General features: G+C 36.5%; 16 protein-coding genes. 5 read left to right on the top strand and 11 right to left on the bottom strand.

Annotation, left to right across the window (positions count from 1 at the left end):
* Positions 1 to 198: 198 nt before the first annotated feature.
* Entirely contained in the window at positions 199 to 627 is a 429-nt protein-coding gene (locus tag FBD94_RS16690; protein WP_136881042.1) for a secondary thiamine-phosphate synthase enzyme YjbQ, read from the bottom strand.
* A gap of 75 nt (positions 628 to 702) precedes the next feature.
* Between FBD94_RS16690 and FBD94_RS16695 the strand changes: the two genes are divergently transcribed.
* On the top strand, positions 703 to 1,419 hold the full coding sequence (locus tag FBD94_RS16695) for a DUF2071 domain-containing protein (RefSeq protein WP_136881043.1): 717 nt from the start codon (positions 703 to 705) through the stop codon (positions 1,417 to 1,419).
* On the opposite strand, the gene FBD94_RS16700 is transcribed toward FBD94_RS16695, so the two are convergent.
* The 7 genes from FBD94_RS16700 to FBD94_RS16730 all read right to left on the bottom strand — a co-directional run bounded on the left by FBD94_RS16700 (position 1,402) and on the right by FBD94_RS16730 (position 8,831).
* Complete coding sequence (locus tag FBD94_RS16700) at positions 1,402 to 1,779, bottom strand: ribosomal maturation YjgA family protein (RefSeq protein WP_136881044.1); 378 nt, start codon at positions 1,777 to 1,779, stop codon at positions 1,402 to 1,404. The genes FBD94_RS16695 and FBD94_RS16700 overlap by 18 nt on opposite strands.
* Positions 1,780 to 1,975: 196 nt before the next feature.
* Positions 1,976 to 3,109: a DUF3800 domain-containing protein gene (locus tag FBD94_RS16705; RefSeq protein ID WP_136881165.1), complete on the bottom strand. Its 1,134-nt coding sequence runs from the start codon at positions 3,107 to 3,109 to the stop codon at positions 1,976 to 1,978.
* Positions 3,110 to 3,248: 139 nt separating this feature from the next.
* Positions 3,249 to 3,833, bottom strand: coding sequence for a hypothetical protein (locus FBD94_RS16710; protein ID WP_136881045.1), 585 nt, complete (start codon positions 3,831 to 3,833; stop codon positions 3,249 to 3,251).
* A gap of 43 nt (positions 3,834 to 3,876) precedes the next feature.
* Positions 3,877 to 4,383 carry a hypothetical protein gene (locus FBD94_RS16715; protein WP_136881046.1) on the bottom strand — a complete coding sequence of 169 codons (507 nt, stop codon included), beginning with the start codon at positions 4,381 to 4,383 and terminating at the stop codon, positions 3,877 to 3,879.
* Positions 4,384 to 4,667: 284 nt separating this feature from the next.
* Positions 4,668 to 4,913, bottom strand: coding sequence for a hypothetical protein (locus FBD94_RS16720; RefSeq protein ID WP_136881047.1), 246 nt, complete (start codon positions 4,911 to 4,913; stop codon positions 4,668 to 4,670).
* Between the two features lie 446 nt (positions 4,914 to 5,359).
* Positions 5,360 to 7,639 carry a hypothetical protein gene (locus tag FBD94_RS16725; RefSeq protein WP_136881048.1) on the bottom strand — a complete coding sequence of 760 codons (2,280 nt, stop codon included), beginning with the start codon at positions 7,637 to 7,639 and terminating at the stop codon, positions 5,360 to 5,362.
* Between the two features lies 1 nt (position 7,640).
* Positions 7,641 to 8,831, bottom strand: coding sequence for a hypothetical protein (locus tag FBD94_RS16730; RefSeq protein WP_136881049.1), 1,191 nt, complete (start codon positions 8,829 to 8,831; stop codon positions 7,641 to 7,643).
* Between the two features lie 177 nt (positions 8,832 to 9,008).
* Here FBD94_RS16730 and FBD94_RS16735 point away from each other — a divergent pair, with 177 nt between their 5' ends.
* Together FBD94_RS16735 and FBD94_RS16740 are read left to right on the top strand one after the other, a co-directional pair.
* Complete coding sequence (locus FBD94_RS16735; protein ID WP_136881050.1) at positions 9,009 to 10,130, top strand: PD-(D/E)XK nuclease family protein; 1,122 nt, start codon at positions 9,009 to 9,011, stop codon at positions 10,128 to 10,130.
* Between the two features lie 119 nt (positions 10,131 to 10,249).
* Positions 10,250 to 14,785: a restriction endonuclease gene (locus FBD94_RS16740; protein ID WP_136881051.1), complete on the top strand. Its 4,536-nt coding sequence runs from the start codon at positions 10,250 to 10,252 to the stop codon at positions 14,783 to 14,785.
* A 154-nt stretch (positions 14,786 to 14,939) separates the two neighbouring features.
* Here the strand turns inward: FBD94_RS16740 and FBD94_RS16745 are convergent, their stop codons facing one another.
* Together FBD94_RS16745 and FBD94_RS16750 are read right to left on the bottom strand one after the other, a co-directional pair.
* Positions 14,940 to 15,272, bottom strand: coding sequence for a nucleotide pyrophosphohydrolase (locus tag FBD94_RS16745; protein ID WP_136881052.1), 333 nt, complete (start codon positions 15,270 to 15,272; stop codon positions 14,940 to 14,942).
* A 10-nt stretch (positions 15,273 to 15,282) separates the two neighbouring features.
* A complete protein-coding gene (locus FBD94_RS16750) occupies positions 15,283 to 16,293 on the bottom strand; it encodes a hypothetical protein (RefSeq protein WP_136881053.1) in 1,011 nt (336 codons plus the stop codon).
* Positions 16,294 to 16,684: 391 nt separating this feature from the next.
* Here FBD94_RS16750 and FBD94_RS16755 point away from each other — a divergent pair, with 391 nt between their 5' ends.
* Positions 16,685 to 17,806, top strand: coding sequence for an AbiH family protein (locus FBD94_RS16755; RefSeq protein WP_136881054.1), 1,122 nt, complete (start codon positions 16,685 to 16,687; stop codon positions 17,804 to 17,806).
* Positions 17,807 to 17,868: 62 nt separating this feature from the next.
* On the top strand, positions 17,869 to 18,954 hold the full coding sequence (locus tag FBD94_RS16760; protein ID WP_136881055.1) for an HNH endonuclease: 1,086 nt from the start codon (positions 17,869 to 17,871) through the stop codon (positions 18,952 to 18,954).
* Positions 18,955 to 19,272: 318 nt separating this feature from the next.
* Here FBD94_RS16760 and FBD94_RS16765 read toward each other — a convergent pair whose 3' ends face one another.
* Entirely contained in the window at positions 19,273 to 22,389 is a 3,117-nt protein-coding gene (locus FBD94_RS16765; RefSeq protein ID WP_136881056.1) for an error-prone DNA polymerase, read from the bottom strand.

A 22,389-nucleotide genomic window follows, 5' to 3' on the forward strand; every position in this document is an offset into this window, starting at 1 on the left:
TGGTGGTTTGGTTAGCTCAAATATTGTTTTTTAATCTCATAAAAACAAAAACTAGTACAAATACGCATCACTTACATCGACCTCTCTCACTGTAAATAAATTATTCTTGCCTAAAACAGCTTCTTGATTAGACTTTAAAACAACTAAATTTAACCCAATAGAACGGGTCTTGTGGTTGCTATTTTTGATGATTATTAATCATATATTCTCACCCCAGGCTGTTATCACTAATTTTCTTTCTCCGCCATAATCACGATGTTCACAAAGGTAAATCCCTTGCCAGGTACCTAATGCGAACTTTCCTTTACTGATAGGCAGGCTTACTGAGCTTCCCAAAAGAGATGATTTTAAATGTGCAGGCATATCATCAGCTCCCTCATAATCATGTTCATAATCAGGATCATTTTCTGGCACAGCTTTATTGAAAAACATTTCAAAATCCTTCCTGACTGTTGGATCTGCATTTTCATTTATCGTGAGCGAAGCCGAGGTATGTTGGATAAATACCTGGCAAATACCGACATTAAGTGTCTTAATTTCTGGTAAGGCCCTAAATATCTCATCAGTAATCAAATGAAATCCCCTCTTTCTTGCTCTTATTGCGATAGTTGTTTGAAATATCTTCATACTTTAATTAGATTCAAATATCTGTTATTATACATATATTCAAGAATTCATTCCATCCTATTTCTCCAAAATTAAATGAAAATTCCAATCATACACGGCTACATAGAGCGGCGAATTCTAATCAATTTTACCGCTGACCCTAAAACAATAGAGGAAATCCTCCCATTTCCATTCAGACCTATTATCTATAAAAAAAAGGCTATTGTAGGGATTTGTCTGATCAGACTTAAAAATATAAAACCTAAGGGCTTACCGGCATTTGTTGGAATAAACTCAGAGAATGGGGCGCACAGAATTGCAGTTGAATGGGATGAGAATGGCGAAACCAAAACAGGCGTTTACATTCCACGAAGAGATACTTCTTTAAGATTCAATACACTTGTAGGTGGTCGACTATTTCCAGGTAAACATTATTATGCAAAGTTCAATGTAAAGGAAGGAAATGGAAATTATCATATTGACTTCAAGAGTTCAGATGATACTGAAACGCTGATTGATGCAGTTGAATCTAAAACTTTTAACGATAACTCTATTTTCGAGACGCTACACGATGCATCTAACTTCTTTAAAAGTGGCGAACTGGGTTATTCACCCAACAAAGACAAATTTGAAGGACTTAAATTAAATACATACAACTGGGAAGTTCGGCCACTAGAGGTATTGAAAGTAAAATCAAGTTTCTTCGAAAACGAAGAGGTTTTCCCAAAAGGTTCTGTAACCTTTGACAATGCCTTGTTAATGACAAATATTGAGCATGAGTGGAAAAGTGAAAAGTTATACTCCTCTACTTGAGCTTAGCGTAGTAAAGTATACAATAGCTGTTCCGACGGCGTAGGCAATCATATCACTCCAGAGAAAACCTCTTCCAAGAACCAATGCACCTATGGTCGTATTTCGTATCTGATTAATCCACGGAGCATGATAGAGCTGACTAATTTCAATAAAATAACAGATTGACAAACTAATTAATGCAACCTTCCAGTAACGCAATTGGATCAGAAGAAATTTTATCAAAAAAAACATCATTACCGCATATAATATATCGCCAACAATTAATGGTATTACGGTTACTTTTCTGGATATAATACCGAGCGCTATTACAACAATAACTAATAGTGCATAAATAATCCTATTACTCTTCAAGCTCGCCATATAAAACATTTCAGTGCTCTTGCCACGCATTTACATACACGCGGCGACCTTCAATCTTAAATTTAACCTTTTGGTTCGCCATTTTCTACGGTATCTTTTGTAAATATCTTTAAAAATCTTCATTTTTATCATGGCTTTAACACAGATAAAACCAGAAAGTACACGGTAAAAGAGACACAGCGAGTTAACTTTTAATTCATTTCCACCCATTAATAATCTCTTTTAACATTTTAAAATCATCATTATCTAATATGTCAATTTCATTATTTGTCGCCAACTTCAAAGCTTGTTGACATATCTTAATTCTATTCAGCATTGGAAGTATTATCTTTTTCCCCTGGTTAATAAACTTCTTTATATCTGCAGTGCTGCTAGGAAGTTTATAGCCAATAGTACTACTCGATATTATAACACCTTTATCCCTTATTTTTCCAATAACTTTCGTCCTAAAATATTGTTCCTTCAATTCGCTCTCTCTATTAATATTTAGATGGCTCAATATCTCTTTTGTAGATATAAACCTCTTATGATCGTGTGTCCTATAATATAGTAGAAGTAACTTTACACAATTCACCTGATCCAATTCTTCTTGCCCAGTTGCTCGAGTCTTTTCAATAAAATCAATGGCTCTACTTTGTCCTAACTGCGAAATTACTGGATCGAAACTATTATCACTGTCATTTCCATTTAGCTCATAATTATGATATTCTCTTGGAAAAGAACTAATACTATTAATTTTTTTTTCTATTGCTTTTAAAAGCAATGGACTAGAATCACTTTTTTTATTTTCATCATAAATATAACCCAATGTACCTGCAATAAAATCAGCAAGTTGAATTCCAATCTTTTCTGTACTATCTTTTATTTCAAACTCAGAGCCTCCAAATAAATTACTGATATGATTTTTTTTAACATAATTCTTAAAGCTCTTCATGTAATCATTAGAACCATGCTCGTCAACAAATAAAATCAGACTAGGAAAAGTTTTATACAGTTCTTTATATAAAAGACCGTTTAAATATTTATAAAAGGACTGCTTATGCCTAAACCCTTCACCATAGAGTTTCTTTTTGTCGATAATTAAGGCATAAATTGAAAAATCCAGTTCACAAAAATCTCTAAGTATCAACAACCTTCTATTGTGGTTAGGTCCCACTTTATTTGATTTTATTTCACCAGTCTGAAAATATCTTTTTCTTATCTGTTCAAGTTGGTTCTCTAGCAGGTCGAGTTTATCACTACCTACAATTATACTCGAAACTATAAAGTGTGTTGACTGACTGGAAAATTCAAATGAGTTATTCCCAAACTCATCTGCAAATGCGATCATTTGATTTGTCATTCGTTATCTTAGAGTTAAGATGCTAAAACATAAATATATAAAAATATTAATTCGATAAAATTCGTATTGTAGTCTTATCCTATTACGACCACCTAAGTTGTGATTGAAAATCAAAAAATAATAGATTTCAATATTCGAAAGAATTACGCATTGTTTCTTGAACCCTTCTTTTTATATATTGAAAAATTCTCCTTTGTTCTGTTCCAGTTTTGGCTAATTTGTTCATTTCCTTAAGAATTAGGCTATACCTTTCTGCCTTTTCCTTAACTTCTAATTCTTTTTTCTTCGTAGAATCGAAATACTCAGTAAAGTCTGTTATGTCTTCAAATAAATCTGTCTTTAATAAATTGTAGTACTCTTTATTAAGATCTTCTCCTGATTTTTTAATTGCAGCGCTCGGATACCAACGTTTAAAATGATTTTCGATTCCTCCTAGTCGTTCATAACAATCAGTAAAAGTTATAACATCTGCTAGATGCGCAAACTTATTTCTGATTTCAGAAAAACGCCTAAACTTCTCTCTTTTAAGTTTGTCAAAATAATTTAACTCGAGAAGCAAATTCAACTTTACGTCAAAACTCATGGCTTCCGATTTAAATAGTTTCGTTGTCTTAAGATCTATTCCTAATAGCAAACATAAATACGTTGATATATTTTTTTCAAGATGTACAGAATCTTCTATGACTCTAGCTCTAGGGGTAATACTTGCCATCTTAAGTCTAAATTATTATGTTTGAATCCTATTTTATTAATGCTTAGCAAGGACAAATAGTCCTTTTTAAACAATTATATTTAACAACTGCATTATCTTCCGCCTCTTCACTATTCTCCTCCTCAGTATTCTCCAACAAGTTCTCATCACCTTCTTTCTCTTCTTCAATAACAGGTGCCTTTGAATAATTACCACAGCTACCTTCTTCTTCAATTTGAATATCATATTGCTTGCCGTCATAAGAAGTAAATTCACAAGAACCATCACTTTCCAAAGTTGGTGGGTTAAAATGAGAATCATCTAGCCAGCCTCCATTTGGCCAATGAATAAGAACTAACTCCCCACCACTAACTTCCACTGTTAGCGTATAGCTCGACTGAGTTCCTGTATCTGGATTATAATAATTGATAGAAGCGCAATATTCACCATCAAGATATTCCTCGGAAGAGTCTTCATTGTCTTCCGCACCGCTATTACTTCTGCTTAAGGACGATGTGATTGGATTAACGGTAGATGATTCCGATTGATCTTTATTACGGCACCCTAACAAGATCAATAGTAGGAAGTAAAGTAGAATTTGAGAACTGTACATTAGTATTGTTTTAATAAAAATACAGAAAATTATTAATAATTAAATACACATAATATTTCAAATCAAAAATATATAAGTTATACAAGCACAACGTCAACCTGAAGAAACAACAAGGAAAGTATTGAGAGCGAAACTAGTACCGTTTTCTCATTTTTAATAAGCGTTAATCCTCACCAATACTACTTAAAGTAATTGTAAGGACAAACTACATATAACTCAAACCTAACTATAGCAAAATCAAATCAGCTTTGCTGATATTCTCCGCTCCACTTCCTCCTTATAGAAAAATAAATCGCAAGTAGTAACTCCGTAGCACCACCGATATAACTAAAATTATGCATAGAGCCAACAACCACAAAATCCCTGACATCTAACAGATTTTTAGGCAAATACCGCCCAACCGTAAAATAACCAGGATCACTCGCAAAACTATAATAACCATAGCCCAATCCAATCAAACCAGTTAAAAATGCGACTACAATCGTCAAATCAAACCCCAGCAGATTAATTTAAATAGAACGGTTAGTATTAACCTTGACATCATAAATTAAGATGTAGTTTTCAATATATGGCATGAAGACAATGGATTTATTGACCTTGAACATGCAAGACAAGCTGGTGATACAGCTTAAAAAAATCGCACAATCTCTTCCAAACAATTTTGCTATCGCAAACTTACAAGAAAAATCAAAATGGTTTTTCTTGGGGCAAATTTGGGCCAAATGTTGAAAATGTAAAAGGCGCGAAACAGAACTAGTTTGGTGCTTCGAGAAACAGATTAAGAAAGGACTTCCCTTTCAAGGTTATTCCTTAAATCCTCTGAAAAGAACTAAAACAAGGTGTATTTCTAAATAAACAATTAACTTAGAGACACCGTTTTGCATTACCGACCACTTCGACTTTTTCATTAGATATCGAACACTTTTAGTTCCAATTACAATAAGTGCTCCTTCATAAGTTCTTTGACTATAATATTGGCAAATTCGCTGATTAAGAGATTAGGACATTTTTTTGCTTTTTCCAAGACAATGGATGTATCTATCCTAGAGAGCCGTAAAGTCTTCATTCCAATTGCTAATAAAAACTCCATTAAAGCTTCGCTGTGTTCAGACTCGTGTTTTTCAATCTGACTTTCAATCAAAGTTGACATCTGTTTGCTTGAATCATTGTCCAGATCATATGCAAGATATTCCGGCTTGGAGGAACGTAAAAGGGAGGCTTGTATAATGCCATCATTAAATCGCTGAAAATTTTCGGTGGACAAAAGGGTTCTCACATAATTAGACTGTTGAAGGGATTCGTCTGAAGTAATCTCCTTATTTTCTAGATGGTTGATAATACTATTGATAGTAAAGAATACCTCAGATTGAAATATCTCATTTTCATGATAATCAAAATCCCAAAATGCAAAGCTCTTCCGCAAATAAAGCACCTCATCTTGATGAGTTCGTAGAAATATAGTCTCTGCTAAACCAACCGACTCCTTATTATCTCGTAGTACTTCCAGGCGTTGCTTAAAAAAAGTATAGAGGGGCCCTTGATCGTCCATTTCTGGAAGAACCTTTTCTTCCAGAAATACCTTCTCCCTAGCCCAGTTCGTGTTGTATTTATCGAGAGCACAATAAATCGTTTCTACAGAAATAAACTGACGTTCATGGCTATTATCCTTTCCTTTGGTTAAGTTCTTTTTAAGTGTGTCAAGGTAATCAATATTATTAGTCCCTAAAACACCAATAAAATAAACTAAACTGAGCTGATCAAAAGCACGCATCATCCTGCTTACGTGCAACAGGTTCTTCCCGGTAACGATACATGATGCAACAATTACTGCACATCCCTCCTTATTGACAAGAGACCTTGCCAGCTCACTATCCAATTTTAGTGTATCGGGTTCATCTTTCCAGGAAGCGCTGCTCTTGATTATTTCCGCTAATCTTTTTGAGCTCTCATCCGGAAGATGTATTAAATATTTTGTGTTTGCTGGAACATGCTTATTAATTAAACGGTTCAGTTTTGCCTTAAAACAACCTGTATCGTAAATTTTAGACGTATCAATATAAGTCTCGTAATTAGCATCAGGATCGTCAGTCGTTTCTTTATAATAAGCCCTGATTATTGCCTTATTAGGGTCCGCTGATTTATTAACCCTATACTGCTTTAAAAAATCATTAAGAAATTTAGGTACATGTTTAGCGGTAGCGGTCAGTAATAATTTCTTAAGCTTTGGTTTTACTGTTAGAAATACATCTCCTTCTATACTAATTGGATAAGAATTATTTTTGCACAGCTGACAGGCTTCCTCGTTTGGATAGGTTTCAAAAGGTTCAATTCCAGTTATAAAATTCTTCCCATCCTGGCTGAGGTTGCACATAATGTTATTTTCATGCTCGAGATACCTTTCTAAAGAACCTAAATAATAAATTAGCAGCATTTGTTCTTTGACAGCAAGCCGTTGCTTTAACATCCGGTCTATAATATTGCCAGAAGTAGAACTGGAAATCAAAATTAGGTCATTTGAACCAAAGGGAGTTTTCCGAGATTCAAACACTTCATAAGAAATGAAACTATGGACATTTGGAAACTGATATTCTATTTTAAATCTCCTTTGAAACTCGTAAACCGCAAACGGCAAGACATTTATCGAAGACGTATCGCAATACACCGTCTGCCGATCAAGAAAATAAGGCATCAATTGATAGGCAATAAAAAAAACTTCAGAGCTATTGCCCAAGACATTTCCTGTCCTGATAAATTTAGAACAATGTTTCTTCGAAGGGAAGACAAAATGATGATCAACCGAAGATTCAACTAATCCCCCGTTTTTTATAAAAATTTCTGTACTTCCATGCCTGAACATTTTTTTGAAAAAACCATCGTGATTCATGATAATGGGTTTTAAAACAGACTTCTTTTTACTAGATTGATCATAGGTATATACAAAATAATGATCTTCAAAATACTCCGCAGATTTTCCGGGTAACCTTTTAAAAGTGTTTTCTTTATCTGAGGTGAACCAAGCTTGCTGTTCTGCTTTAAAATAATCTGGCAACAATACGAGGACATAGTCAGATAGTGTGTTAATTTGGAAAAACTTCTTGATCTCATCTGCAACATACCCCTGATTATCCAGACTTTCCTGATGTATAAAAACCACCGTGACGCTTTTAGGACTTTGAAAATGTACAGAATCCATATACTGAAAAATAAATAGCATATTAGTCATATGGCAGGAAATCTAAAGGATAGAAAATTGAAATGAGTGCTCCTTCAGACCACTGATTCACTGTAAAATTATCATCAGAGTTGGTTGACCAATCATAAAGTACGATATCAGAAGATTTTTTGATATCCTTAATATGGGCTACGTTTTTCATATCGCGGAACACATCTGCATGACCTGTTTTGATCCTTAAAAAACCTTTACCATTCAGTAGCTCAAGCATTCGATCCAGTCCATATCCTTTTATACTTTTATTGGACTCAGGGGCCGATGTTTTGTGAATACTAAGGCATTGCTTGATAATTTCTACCTCCTGTTCTATTGGCATGATTATATCAGACCTTCCCGTAAAGCGCTTCACGTATCCCGGACCACTATCTAAAAAAGAAAGTTCTATCAGATAAAGCTCATTCTGGTCATTGACTTTAAATTCTGAGTTGAAGAACTTGACCAAACCTGGAAGCTCTTTATACGTCTGCAAATAGGTCTGAACCGGCGCCTTATGAAACTTAATATATAATGACCTTAAATTTGGATAAAGGTTAAAGCCTTTTTCATTGGTACGGGCATGTTCATGGGTATTTGTAAATAGTTCACTTATGATCCCATAAATCGAGTTTAGTTCATTTTTAACAGCTGACTTGAATACTCTTTTATTAAAATGATTAGATAATTTTACCAACGCGGGATGCAAGGTGAAATCCAGGTAAGCCTCACTGAGCAACTGATTTTCTGCATCATAAAATACACGGGACTTCCCTCTTTTACTCAGATCATGATCAAAGCAAAATACCGGAATCGAATCACGCTCTTTATTCTCAAAGAAATCGAGCTTACGGTAATACTCTTGGCTGGGAGCTTTTAGAAAAGATCGTATGTTCTCTCCATTAATATTCCGGATTTGTTTTTCCCAGGAAAGCACAACACTCGGATATACAAATTCATTGGTAAGGTAATCGATGGCTTCTGCATCTGTAGACACTGGTAAAATCAGTGCTCCCGAATCCTCATTCCGTATCCAGGTGCAAATAAACTGCAACAGAGAAAACACCACTCCGAAATTTCGCTTCTGTATTGCCTTGGGAAGCTTTAAGTCAATCTGAATTTGCTTACCAGATAAATCTGCCAACTCTCTATATAGGTGATTTATCTGCTGAATGTTTATGCTAGACTTAATTTCAATCATTTGATAAAGCTATTCATTTTACTTTAAAAAAAACAAATTATGCCCGCTCTCAAAAACTAATTGGGTAAACAACTCTGATTAACATCTACTCTTTCAAGTATAGGCCAGAACTAGCCATACTGAAAATGTGTTTTTTTAAATAGCTTAGTAACGAATTACATCATAAACGCTATAAAAATGAATATTGAATCATTTATTCAACAAAAAGAATTTGATAATATCAACAAACGTCTACAAAGTATCCAGGACGAAATGCAAATGAATAGTTTTAATTTATTTACTATTTCATCGTATAACTCTTATCTAGAAAATTTCCATAGTGATGTAATTGCCATCTTATTAAATCCAGACGAAAGACACAAGAAAGATAATTGCTATTTAAATCTATTTTTGGACTATTTGATTACATCAGGAGTAAACCTAAATAAGGAAGATTATGCTCTTTGCCAAATCACAAGAGAAAAAGGAAGAATTGACATTTGGATAAAGGATAATACATCAAAAAAATCTATAATTATAGAAAATAAAATTAATAACGCTGGCGATCAAAAAAAACAACTCGAAACCTATTTTAATTATGCGAAAACCTCAGGATTCGAAATCGACAGTGTTGTTTATTTGACTCTAAACGGAAATAAAAAAGCTCCGATTACCGACATATTAGAATTAAACGAAAAAACAATAAATATTCCGGCATTTACAAACAGTCCGGCAGATTTATGTCATGGTTGGCTAAATGAATGTTATGAAAATTCGACGGATGATGATAGCCGTTCGTTTATCTTTCAATATATTAAATTGATTAAACACTTGTCTCAAGTCGGCTTGGATAAACAAATTAAAGAGGATTTTTACAACATTATAAACAAAGAAGATGGATTCCAAAAAACCAAAGCAATCGCTCAATTGGTTGCTGGTTTAGAACAATATCGTGCAGATTTATTTGCAACAAAAATTGGAAACGATTATTTACCTTTCAGAAAAATATACCGCTGGAGACCAAATCATTGGCTTTTTGAAAATTACAATGACAATGGAATAATTTTCAAGCTAGATGTACACTTTTATACCGAGGGAAGTGCAAGAATAGATTTTTGGAATCCAGACCAACCAGAAGATATACAAAAATTTAATACTTCAACAAAGCTAAAATCAATCGGGTTATTTGAAGATTTTAAATTTGGAGGAAATGGTGGCGGAATGTATAAGATTTTTAGCTTGGAACAATTTGAGAAAATTCAAACTGTTGATATCAAACTCTACGAATTTGTGAGATTACTATTTATAAAGCTGCGATAGAATAAAATTATAGCCATTTAGGTAGACATTTGATTCTATAACAACATGCAGAAATTTAATGTAATTTAGGATACACATCAAATCAGACAAACTAAACCAAATAAAATACGCTCAACGGGATGGAAGAACTATTATATGAAAAACCTTTTCTAACAGAAATTATCAGCAAGCCTGACTCCTATCAAACTGATCCTTTTCCATATAGTAAAATAGAGCCTTCCGATTTCGAAGCACTTGTCTATGCCATTTATAGCACTGAAATTGGAAACGGTGCCTTCAAAAAATTTGATAACATCAGTTTACTTAAAGGTGGTCGCGACAAAGGTCGGGACTGCATATTGACCAGAAATGGTAAAAATTACGGTTTGATTCAATGCAAACGTTACGATAGAAGCCTAAAAATCAATGATGTAGGAATTGAGGTCACAAAATTTGCGATGTATAGCTTGTTACATCCTGAACTTATCCATGATCCAGAAGACTTCACATATTTCATTGCGGTAACCTCCAATTTTGAACACAGATGCAGTGAATTTATAAATGATTTTAACAACCTGGCAATTGATGAAACGCAATTAAATTCCTGGATTGGTAAACTGTTGGAAAGGCCGGAACTTAAACAATTGTGGCTGGATCCGCCATTATTGAAGATAAAGATACTGTTCACCAAAATAAAAGTAGTTAAAATACTGCCTGAAAATATGGATGTGATCCTCCATAAAGTCGAAAACGCAAATATTATCAATGCATTTTTTAAAGTTACCAAAGTCACTGACAACACTGAAATTCAAAAATTATCAGCGATAATTAAACAAAATATACCAGCTGTGTTAAATCAGGCAGAACTGAAGAAACAGCTTAAAGGCGGAAGTTTTAGCATTTCTTGTGAACATAACGAATTTGAGGGAATTAAAGATTCTCATATCGAACGCGTTGAAACCTCTGAGCTTATCGAATGGATCGTCAGGCCTGCCCAAAAGAACAAAGAAGGTAAAGATAAAAACATCTGTTTGTTATCTGCGGGAGCAGGAATGGGAAAAACAGTGATCATTAAAGATCTTTACGATGAGCTAATCAGCCGCGAAATACCGGTACTAGCTTTAAAAGCAGACAAATTGTATGCAACAAGTATTAGGGAACTTCAAGATACAATCGGTTTGTCTATATCGGTATTTGCATTCATAGATAAATGTAAGCAAGAATTTCCGTTGACCGTGTTTCTAATTGATCAGATTGATGCACTTTCACAATCACTTTCTGTAAAACGAGAATACTTGACCACATATACACAGCTGATTGAATACTGTAAATATGATCCCAGTATTCGACTAGTTATGTCGGTAAGAATTTTTGATCTCCTCTATGATCCTGCTTTGAGACGATATAAAGACTGGAAATCAGTAACAGTTCAACCACTTACAGTTGAACAAACAACACATCAGCTGAACAGGCTCGGTTTGACTGATCGTCAACTTTCCCGCTCATTTGTTGAACTAATGCGTACGCCGAACAATTTGAATATATTTTCAAGAATAAACCGTAAAGGCCTCAAATTCTCGGGAATAGATTCAGTGCAGAAGTTGTACGCTGAACTTTGGAAGGACAAAATTAGTCGGCAATCCAATTTGTCTGGCACAAATTATAACCGGCTTTCTGAACTTCTCTATAGAATTGTGGACGACATGTATCAGGAACATAGGATCACGGTAAATGAACGAAAATATGAAGATTACGGTCCAGAAATTACCTACCTTCAAAGTGAACACTTGCTAAAATCTGAAGAAGGTCAGATCCAGTTCTTTCATCAAACTTTTTACGATTACCTTTTCGCCAGACGATTTACTCAAGGCAAAACGACTTTAAAAGCATACATTAAGGAAAGCGGCCAGTCCATCAAGACCCGGGCGGCAGTAAAAATGATCCTTAACTTCTTAAGGGAAGATAAGCACCAAGAATACCTTAAACTACTCAAAAGCTTACTTAGTAGCAATCAAATTTACTTTCACCTGAAACATCTGATAATATCTGCGTTAGCAACAGAGCAGACCCCGACATTAGGAGAAAAAGAATTACTTTTAATGCAAATCAGCAGAGATTATCATCTGTTAATTGTTTTTACAGAATATGTCAACAGTGGAAACTGGGTAGAATTTATGATCAAAAATAAACTGCTTGACTGCTTGACTAAGACAGATCTATTACCCAGTGATGTACCTTTCGTAAAATCAGCTTACAGAAAGTTATTTTCTGAAAAAATCCCTGTATCTAACATAAATGACTATTCAGATTCTTGCTCATCATTGCTTAAACGTAACCTACCAGGAAATGAGACATTCATCCTGAAGTTCTTAACAAGAGTCAGATCCGTAAATACTATACGCTGGCTGTTATACAGCCTAAAGAAATGGGAGGATCCTATTGCTTATAAACTCTTTGAGTATGCATTTAATGATCCAAATCAGGAGTATGAAGGTTTTTTTATGGTCCTAGAAGATATCGCAGAACAGAATTCTGAATATGCGTTTGACCGGATTAAAGATAAGCTAACCTCTTTTGAACATGAAGATAGAAGATCCACTTTGGAGCGCAGGGAATCAGCGCTAGTTAAAAAGCTGATGGAAAAAATTCCAGAAATTGTAATCCCGAAATTGGAAGCAATCGTAACCGAAGAGTGTACAAAAGCCAGGTATACACAAATGAGAGGAAAAGTAATACAGGAATATCATTTTGAAAATATCAGTTTGAAGCCTGAACGACATAATGACACTCAGAACATCTATCTAACCCTCGCTGAAGGCCTTAGAAAGCAAGCAGAACAAAAAAGTAATTGTTTTCTAGATTTTCTTGCCAATCATCTCCATAGTTTGCAATCACCGATGATCCGCCTGCTCACCTATTCACTGCAGCCTTGTGCAAAAGAATATGCTCCTGAGGTCTTTTCTTTATTTATTCATTTGAACGACAACTATGAATTTGGTGTTAACGACAGAATAAGTGTAGCACTCCGGCGACTGATCAGTAAGGCATTTCCTTTCTTTAACACTGATCAACAGACCATAACGATCAGAAGGATTCTGAATCTAAAGCTGATGACTGAGCTCCAGCCATTACACGAAAAGTTCATTCCAAATGATGAACTTTGGGGGACTCGGTGGGGACAGATTCAGGGCTTATTTTTAATTGGTTTGCCCCAATCTTTGTCAGAACAACCGGAAGTTAAAAAGCGACGAGCAGAAGTAGAAAGGCGTTATCCTAAACTGGAGGAATTTAAGTCCAAAAGATACTTTGGTCCCGCGCACCAGACACTCAATGACCGCGCTTATAAATTTATGAACGAGAAAAATTGGCTGAACTCGTTTAAGACTTATAATGGTATTAAAAACGAGCATAATCTTTACAAGGGTGGCAAAATCGAACATGCCGAGCGATTCGAGAAAATTCTCAAGACTGGATTGGAACCGCACCTTAATTTAATCAAAACTGCTGTATTTGATCCCGAAGTTCCGATGACATATGCAATAAAAGGTCTTTCTGCAATGCAAGAAGCGAAATTGCCTGTAAATGAATTTCTAATGCACTTGATCAAGCGTACACCTGACGAGAATGATATTTATCATTTGATAGAACTACTATACCGGGCAGTTCAGGATGTGGATTGCGATGAAGTCTTATTGGATTTTGTAATACAAAAAGCAACCGAACAACCATCGGAAAACAAGAAAACCAATTCAAATCAAAAAAGAGCGGCAGAATCCTTGGTCCACGTTAAGGACAAAAAATTAAAAGACAAGATATTTACCGCGATAACCCAAATATTATCTTCCGGATCTTCAAAACCAAGATCAGTGATACTAAATCAGCTAGCATATCTTATGCCCATGGACACAGAAATGACAGCATCCCTTTTTGCTGGTGCGGTGAATAATATGGAGGACCTGAAAGAGATGGAAGAAGTAAGCTGGTCTATGTCATTCATTGTCAATTACAATTTTGAACTTGTGCTCCCCTATTTTGACCATGCACTCAGTCATTCTGAAATTTCCGACAAACTTGTCAAGAATCTCACAACAATCCTGCTATCCTGTTGGTACTTTAGATATTCAGGTGCTGAAAAACAATTTATGGCGTTTTACGACCGTTTTGAAGTTTCCAGATCTCATGCTCTTGATTTAGCTATTAAACATTTTTATAACGATGATGATGTGCCTGATCCCGTTTCGTATAAGATTATTGATATGGTAATGAATGACTCCTCGAAAAAAGTAAGTCAACGGCTGAAAATCAAATTCCTTCACATCGACCACATCACCTTTTCTGACATCTATCCTATTTTAGAAAAATATGTCTATTCCAAGAGCTTTAGAATTGGAGGATACTTTCTTGATTACTTGACATCAAATGTCGCAGATCATCCTGAAAAATGCATAGATATTTTCGATGCCGCCCTTGCATCTAAGACTAAACTGACAGATGAAGAACTAAGCGAGATACAGCACCACAATAGCGCCGGAAAATTCATCATTGCAGCCTACAATGTTTTGGAAACTAAGCACATTGAACTTAAAAAGAAATTGCTCAGACTATTTGACCTGGTTTTAAAAGACACCCGATTCAGAAGTAAAACAAGTGAAATTTTGGAAACATTGATAGACTAACTTATAACTTAAATAAGCTGTTTAGATTTTGTATAAAACAGGCCCTCATATCAATCGGCAATGAAAATCATTAGAACATTTGAGTGTAATTCTAGATAATAAATCGGACTTACGGGCAAAAAAATGAATATTTATGGAATGGCTTAAACCACAGTTACTTTAACTCATTGTACTTCCTGGCAGTCCCCCTCGCCTTTTCGACCGGGTACTTTTCCCCATTCCTTTTGATCTTGTTCAACACAATCTCATTAATATCAAGATTATACTTTTCGGCAAGTAAGATAGCGTAAGCCAGTACATCGGCTAATTCTTCTTTGATTTTTTCCTGGTCGGCATCCTCTGACTTTTTCCAAAGAAAAAGCTCATTTAGCTCAGCTGCTTCTATAGATAAAGCCAGAGCCAGATCTTTGGGATTGTGAAACTGCTCCCAGTCACGTTCGTTCCTGAATTTAATTAAGGCTTCTTCTAATTCTTTCCAGTTGCTCATCAGGATAAAGTTATTGAAATTTATTCTCTTTTAGGTGCCATTCAAAGTATCCTTTTGTCTGATCATTATAATGGGTACAGCTATTGTCCTTTAATGATTCTTTCAAGCTTTCGATGGTTGCTGTTGTATACTTCTGATTAATGCTTACGACCTTGCCCTCTTTAACGCCAATGTATCCTTGTTCGTACAGTTCGTCGCAGCCCAATTTACACATGGGCATAACGATATCAAGGTTTGTCCGTTCTGCATGGTTTGATTTTGATCGTTTTTTGATATGCGCAACAACCAGCAAAGAAACCGGGTATTCTTTGTTGCAGATTCCACATACTGCATATTTTCCTTTACTAAACAACCATTCTTTTAAAATCTTTTGTTCCTTACGAGCTTTTGTAACTTGGTTTCGATCGGTGCCATCCAACTTGTTTAGCCTGGCTATTGCAGCATCTCTGTTGCCTGCAATTGTGTCATCAAAATAGGTTACACTTTCCAGATCAGCAAAAACAGAGAATACATATTCACTTTGGACATCACTGAGTACCTGGAAGCCCTGGATATTGTTTTTCGGATCGTAAAAGTCATTTTTTAGGAGATCACCTTTTGGAATAACTACATTTAAACTGGCATAGGGTATATTTTGAGGCATTACCTCATCTATAAAATAAAGGTATTCCCATGTAATATCAGCTTCTTTATAGCCCCACAAAAATATAGCAAGTTCGGCATTGCGGAATTTTGTAGTAACAGTAGCGGATGCATACACTTCCTTATCCTTGGCAAACAATGCAACATCCCCTTTCGTAATTCTGTTCCAATCGTTCACCTTCGTAGATTTGCCTTTGGCGTCTCTGTCTACTCCCCAGATCTTAAATTCCCCAGATGAGTATATCCCTCTTAATTCTGCTTCCTGCTCTGGATTGATATATTTGAGAATACTGTCTATGCTTATAGAATTGACAACAGTATTCTCATAATTGATTCTGGAAGCTTTATTGGCTGCTGGCTGTAAAATTACTCTGTTCATTTAGCGTCAAATTATTATTGGAATACCATATAAATAGCTTGGTATTTTCCAATATTTTGAGTTAAATGTATAAAAAATTAAGTTTATGATCAGAATTTTGAAACTAAAACAACTGAGAGATACTCTCCGCATAATTAACTATCTTTCCGGAGCCAATCTTCAACTTGTGCGTAAATTGATATTTAAAATCAACTGATAAATGAATAGTTTTACACTGGGTTGCAGGCAGATGTTTACGTGTTGAAACTCGAACGTTGATTAAATACAGATCTCTAAACCCTATAAGTAAGCTTAGGCTATTCCGCTAATCCTCTGAAAGGAAGTAAAACAAGGTGTATTCTGACTAACGTAAAAATATTTTTTACTTTTATCACTTCCAACAACCGACTAAATGAACAGATTAATACTCTTAGGAAACGGCTTTGACTTATCTCATGGCATGAAGACCACTTACAATGATTTCATCTTAGATTATATGATCAAATGCTTAACCGAAGCGCTTGAAAAGAAAAGTTATATCGATGAAGCGTTCAAAATTGAAACCGGAACATACATTTATACTTTCCCCAATTCAAGATGGGAATCTATGGCTTCACTTATTACAGAACTATATCATACACATGGCTTAAAAGCTCTTTTTCATCAAGAGAATTTTTATTTCGGTAGCCATGGAATTAGAAATATCTTTAAAATAAATTCAAAGCTACCTTTTATACAACATCTGCTAGAAAATTGTTCCTGTAACAACTGGGTTGATATTGAAAATGAATATTATGAGAAACTCAAATCAATACTTGTAAACAAATCTAGTGAACAAAAAATAGCTAAAATCAAAGAGTTAAATGAAAGTCTAAAATGGTTAATTGAAAAGTTAGAAGTTTACCTAAGCAGAATTAATCATGAATCGATAGGCGCTTATGACGGCATAGTAAATGCTCCAATTGATAAGGATGACTTTGTTGACCAAGATCTTTATCTAAACCAATACCTTCAACTCGAAGCTATCCATATTCTAAATTTCAATTATACTTCAACCATTGAGAAATATATCGGAGACATAGGTATCCTTGATAGCAATATCGACCTTAATTATATCCACGGTAAACTAAACGATATTAACAACCCTATAATATTTGGTTTTGGGGATGAACTGGACGTTGAATATACTAAACTAGAAATGGATAAAACCATAGGGATGCTGGATTACATCAAATCCTTTGGATATTTCAAAACTTCAAATTACTATAACCTCATCCGCTTTATTGATTCACAAAACTACCAGGTCTATGTAATTGGTCATTCTTGTGGTTTATCAGACAGAACCATGCTTAACATGATATTCGAGCATAAAAATTGTAGATCAATTAAAATATTCTATCATCAAAATAATACAGGAAATAACTATAGAGCACTAACCCAAGAGATTTCCCGACATTTTAAAGACAAAGAGAAAATGCGAAGAAAAATCGTCTCCTTCAATAAATCACTCCCAATGCCGCAGGCTAACAACTAATGAAGCCCATAGAGTGGTAATAATGAAATACAAACACATTTCTAAAAATTAAGTAAAGTAAAATGGAAGAACAGGTCATAACAGTTACTACTTATCCAGCTTGTAAAGACAAACTGGATCTTTTCTTCCAGGCCTATCCGAACCAATCCCTTTATATACCACCCGATCCTCCCATTAGGGAACGAATTCCGAGAAAAGATAGAGTATGCCGATTTTGTGGTAAAGGTGCAGGAGAAGTAAAGTTTAAACATGAACCCCACATTATCCCCCGCTTACTGGGACACAATTATGGCATCTCGGATTTTGAATGTGACACATGCAATCATCATTTCGGCACACTAGAAAATCACTTTGCAGATTACCTGGGATTAATCAGAACTATCAGCTCAGTCGGCCGAAATAAGATTCCCAAATTCATCTCTCCATTGAATTCACTTATTGCAGCCCAAACTAGTAAGGGTGGAAATAAAAATTTCATTACCATCGCTGATGAAAGTGGTGATCATTTCAAGTTTGATACTGAACGTGAAGTCTGGCAAATTCAATACAATAAAAAACCTCATACGCCTATAAATGTTTATAAATGCCTGTTAAAAATTGCATTAAGTGTGATGCCGGAACACGAGATCAAACACTATAAGCCAGTACTTGAATTTATTTTAGAAAATCAGCACGTTACATATTTTACTCCATTTGCAAAAGTTTTGCAAACGACAACTGAATTCTACACAGAAGTACCATATTGTGTAATATTTAAAAAAAGAAATATTCAAGATCAAGTTCCCATGCACATGATGTATCTCGTCTATGAAAATATTTCTTACCAACTTTTAATCCCATTCAATCAACAGGATATTCATCTTGATTATAGCGCCAGCATCAACATTCCATTTTCTCCACCATTGCTATTTTTTGAGGGGAAAGAGGATCAAAAATTCCGGCACGAAATCTTGGATTTATCCTCCAACCAACAATTGAAGAATCAAAAAGGATTTATCAGTTTTAAGGCAGAAAGTAGTCTTTTCACCGATGCATATGATACCAAGGCTAAACAATTTATTAAGAAGCCCATTACAATGGATAAAATCACAAAAATATTTTTGACAAAGGGTGACCATTCAATTGATCTGGAAGACCTCAATATTTAAAGTAGAACATAAAAATATGATAGACATACAAGAAACATTGTTTCCATGGCTTTTGGGGATACTGGCAACCGTACTTGGCTTTTTTGTTAAATGGCTTACAGACTATTTTTGGCTAAAGGCACCGAGGCTGGTGGTAAAAGCATCCTTAAATCCAACCATGACTCGTCACCCTCAAAACGGCTATCGAACCTATCATTATGAACTGCAGATAGAAATACAGAACCATTCAAAAAATGAAGCGTTTGGACTTGAAATTATAAGATTGGTTATGCCTACTGGATTATTGGCTGAATCTTCTGCCATTTCTGAAAAATATGATCATGTAGTTTCAGACACCATTTCTCGTTGTACAAGCTTTCCTAGCATTTTAGTCAGGTCTACACATTTACTCACAATCACATGCACCACTAGCCCCTCCCGCTGTAATCTCCCTTCCACCATCAACAACCTGGAATGCAATATTTCCTTGCGATATTTCTCAAACAGTTTCTCAAAAACCACTAGATTCGAATACCCCGTTTCATCTTCGATGGTAATAAAACACACGCCTCCGGCAGTACCTGGCCGCTGACGTACCAGTACCAATCCAGCTACTTTGACCAGTTGCCCATTGGTTGAATCATTGTTGATTGTATGTGTAGACAAAATGCGAAGCATTTCCAATTGCGGCCGTACAAAGCTCACTGGATGCGCTTTCAACGACAAGCCAACAGTCGCATAATCCTGCACCACATGCTCAGCTTGTGTCATTAAAGGCAATTCGACCTGTGCTTCGAGTACACTTTCTGAAGGTTGCCCTTTAAAAATCTCCACCGGCATATCCTGCAAAGCAGAAACCTCCCACAGTGCCTTCCTGCGGTCAAGGCCAATAGAGCGAAATGCATCTGCATCCGCTAGCCGTTCTAATGTTCCGATGCTAATGCCTGCATCACGCAAGGATGTAATCGTTTTATAACCTTCCCCCCTGTTATCTACCAGAACATCCATTTCATCTTGCCGAACCCCTTTGATCTCACGAAAACCTAATCGAACTGCATGATATCTTCCCGATTTTTCTTCCAACAGATTATCCCATGTCGAAAAATTAACATCCGCCGCACGAACTTCAACACCATGCTTTTGTGCATCGATGACAATCTGTGCAGGCTGGTAAAACCCCATTGGCATGCTGTTCAATAAGCCTGCTGCAAAGGCATCCGGATAATAATGTTTCAGCCAACAGGACACGTAAACCAACAATGCAAAACTAGCGGCATGGCTTTCCGGAAAACCATAACTACCAAAACCTTCCAATTGCTTAAAAATTCGTTTGGCAAACTCCTCAGTATAGCCCTTCTCCAGCATCCCATCAATGAGCTTCTTTTCGTATTGGTTCACCAACCCTTTGGACTTAAAGGTCGCCATGCTGCGACGCAATCCATCAGCTTCAGCAGGCGTAAACCCGGCTGCGACAATCGCAATTTTCATGGCCTGCTCCTGAAATAAGGGTACGCCTAAAGTCCTGCCCAAAATCTCTTTCAATTCGGGAGAGGGATAATCAATGGCCTCCTCACCATTTCGCCGCCTCAAATAAGGATGAACCATATCACCCTGAATCGGTCCAGGTCTGACAATGGCCACTTCAATAACCAGGTCATAAAATTTCCTGGGTTTTAAACGGGGTAACATAGACATCTGTGCACGGCTTTCAATCTGAAAAACGCCCAGCGTATCGGCCAGACAGATCATGTCATAAACCGCAGGGTCATCTTGGGGTACATTGGCAAGTGTGAGGTTCAGCCCATAATACTGTTTACATAAATCGAAGCCCTTACGAATGCAGGTGAGCATACCCAAGGCCAGCACATCAACTTTCAAAAACCCCAATGCATCAATATCATCTTTATTCCATTCAATATTTGTCCGGTCTTCCATTCTCGCATTCAGTATTGGGCATAAATCAGTCAGCTTACCGTTGGTCACGACAAATCCCCCTGTATGCTGACCGAGTTGGCGGGGAAAGCCCATCATCTGCGAAGTGAGTTCCAGGGTCTTTTTCAAATGCGGATCCCGCGGATTCAAACCTAGTTCAGTAATGCGCTTGCCTTCAAACCATTCATCGGTAAACTCCCAGATCGAATTGGAAAGCCGGTTAATGGTATCTAGGGATAAACCCATTGCTTTACCTACATCACGAATCGCCCCTTTCTGATGCAGCTGGGTAACCGTAGCCACAATAGCCGCACGGTCGCGCCCATATTTATCGTATATGTACTGGATGATCTCTTCGCGTCTTTCGTGCTCAAAGTCTACATCAATATCCGGCGGCTCATTTCTATCTGAAGAAATAAAGCGCTCAAACAGCAACTCAAATTTCATGGGATTTACAGAAGTAATGCCCAGGCAAAAACAAACAGCCGAGTTTGCTGCAGATCCCCGCCCCTGGCATAATATCCCACGGCTACGTGCTTCTCTGACAATGTCCTCTACGAAAAGGAAATAATTCGCATAATCCATTTTTTTTACGAACTCCATTTCATAAGCGATCATCTTCAGCACTTTTTCCGGGACAGTCTCCCCGTAAAAATCATGTGCCCCTTTCCAGCAAAGGTATTCCAGCTCTTCCTGTGGTCTTCGCCCACTCTGGTTAATTTCTACCGGATAGACATATTTGAGCTCATCTAAGGAAAAACCGCATGCTTCCGAAATCTCCAATGTACTGTGTAATGCCTGGGGATATTTGCGAAACAGACGGTGCATCTCTCCTACTGGTTTCATATAGCGCTCTGCATTCATATGCAGGCGGAAACCAGCTTCCTGAATGGTACATTTCTCTCTTACACAGGTGAGTACATCCTGTAATTCCCTACGGGAAGGATCATGGTAATGCACGTCACCGGTAGCAACCATTGGAATGCCAAAGCGATCTGAGAGTTGCTGAATTCGAAACATCAGTTTTTCATCATAACCAGAATACGACATACTTGCAGACAGATACAACTGTCCAGTTAAGGCCTCGCGATACTGTGCGAGCGCATTCACAAAATCATCCTCAAATTTGAACCTACGATCCAGCTGATTAGGCGTCACTATGGTAAACAACATCCCCTTGCCGTGTTCATAAACATCTGCCCGGGAGATATGGCACTCGCCTTTTTCAGCACGCAGATTGCCTTTAGTTAATAAGGCAGACAGTCGGCCGTAAGCTTCCTTATCGGTAGGATAAGCTAATAAACTTGGGCCGTCTAGCAGATCCAGTCTACAAGCCGGGATAAAACCAAGCCCTTTTTCCTTCGCCGCAGCATGTGCGCGAACAATACCGGCTAAAGTATTTCGATCTGTAACCGCTATTTTCTGGTAGCCCAAAATCGCAGCCTGCCCCACCAGCTCATGTGCATGTGAAGCGCCCCGAAGGAAACTAAAATTCGACGTAATCTGTAACTCACTATATTCCAT

Source organism: Pedobacter hiemivivus (assembly GCF_005144565.1).
GTDB lineage: Bacteria > Bacteroidota > Bacteroidia > Sphingobacteriales > Sphingobacteriaceae > Pedobacter > Pedobacter hiemivivus.

Excerpts from the sequence above, each read along its gene's own strand:
- FBD94_RS16690 (WP_136881042.1), bottom strand. The coding sequence starts at position 627 with ATGAAGATATTTCAAACAACTATCGCAATAAGAGCAAGAAAGAGGGGA.
- FBD94_RS16695 (WP_136881043.1), top strand. The coding sequence starts at position 703 with ATGAAAATTCCAATCATACACGGCTACATAGAGCGGCGAATTCTAATC.
- FBD94_RS16700 (WP_136881044.1), bottom strand. The coding sequence starts at position 1,779 with ATGGCGAGCTTGAAGAGTAATAGGATTATTTATGCACTATTAGTTATT.
- FBD94_RS16705 (WP_136881165.1), bottom strand. The coding sequence starts at position 3,109 with ATGATCGCATTTGCAGATGAGTTTGGGAATAACTCATTTGAATTTTCC.
- FBD94_RS16710 (WP_136881045.1), bottom strand. The coding sequence starts at position 3,833 with ATGGCAAGTATTACCCCTAGAGCTAGAGTCATAGAAGATTCTGTACAT.
- FBD94_RS16725 (WP_136881048.1), bottom strand. The coding sequence starts at position 7,639 with ATGCTATTTATTTTTCAGTATATGGATTCTGTACATTTTCAAAGTCCT.
- FBD94_RS16730 (WP_136881049.1), bottom strand. The coding sequence starts at position 8,831 with ATGATTGAAATTAAGTCTAGCATAAACATTCAGCAGATAAATCACCTA.
- FBD94_RS16735 (WP_136881050.1), top strand. The coding sequence starts at position 9,009 with ATGAATATTGAATCATTTATTCAACAAAAAGAATTTGATAATATCAAC.
- FBD94_RS16740 (WP_136881051.1), top strand. The coding sequence starts at position 10,250 with ATGGAAGAACTATTATATGAAAAACCTTTTCTAACAGAAATTATCAGC.
- FBD94_RS16745 (WP_136881052.1), bottom strand. The coding sequence starts at position 15,272 with ATGAGCAACTGGAAAGAATTAGAAGAAGCCTTAATTAAATTCAGGAAC.
- FBD94_RS16750 (WP_136881053.1), bottom strand. The coding sequence starts at position 16,293 with ATGAACAGAGTAATTTTACAGCCAGCAGCCAATAAAGCTTCCAGAATC.
- FBD94_RS16755 (WP_136881054.1), top strand. The coding sequence starts at position 16,685 with ATGAACAGATTAATACTCTTAGGAAACGGCTTTGACTTATCTCATGGC.
- FBD94_RS16760 (WP_136881055.1), top strand. The coding sequence starts at position 17,869 with ATGGAAGAACAGGTCATAACAGTTACTACTTATCCAGCTTGTAAAGAC.
- FBD94_RS16765 (WP_136881056.1), bottom strand. The coding sequence starts at position 22,389 with ATGGAATATAGTGAGTTACAGATTACGTCGAATTTTAGTTTCCTTCGG.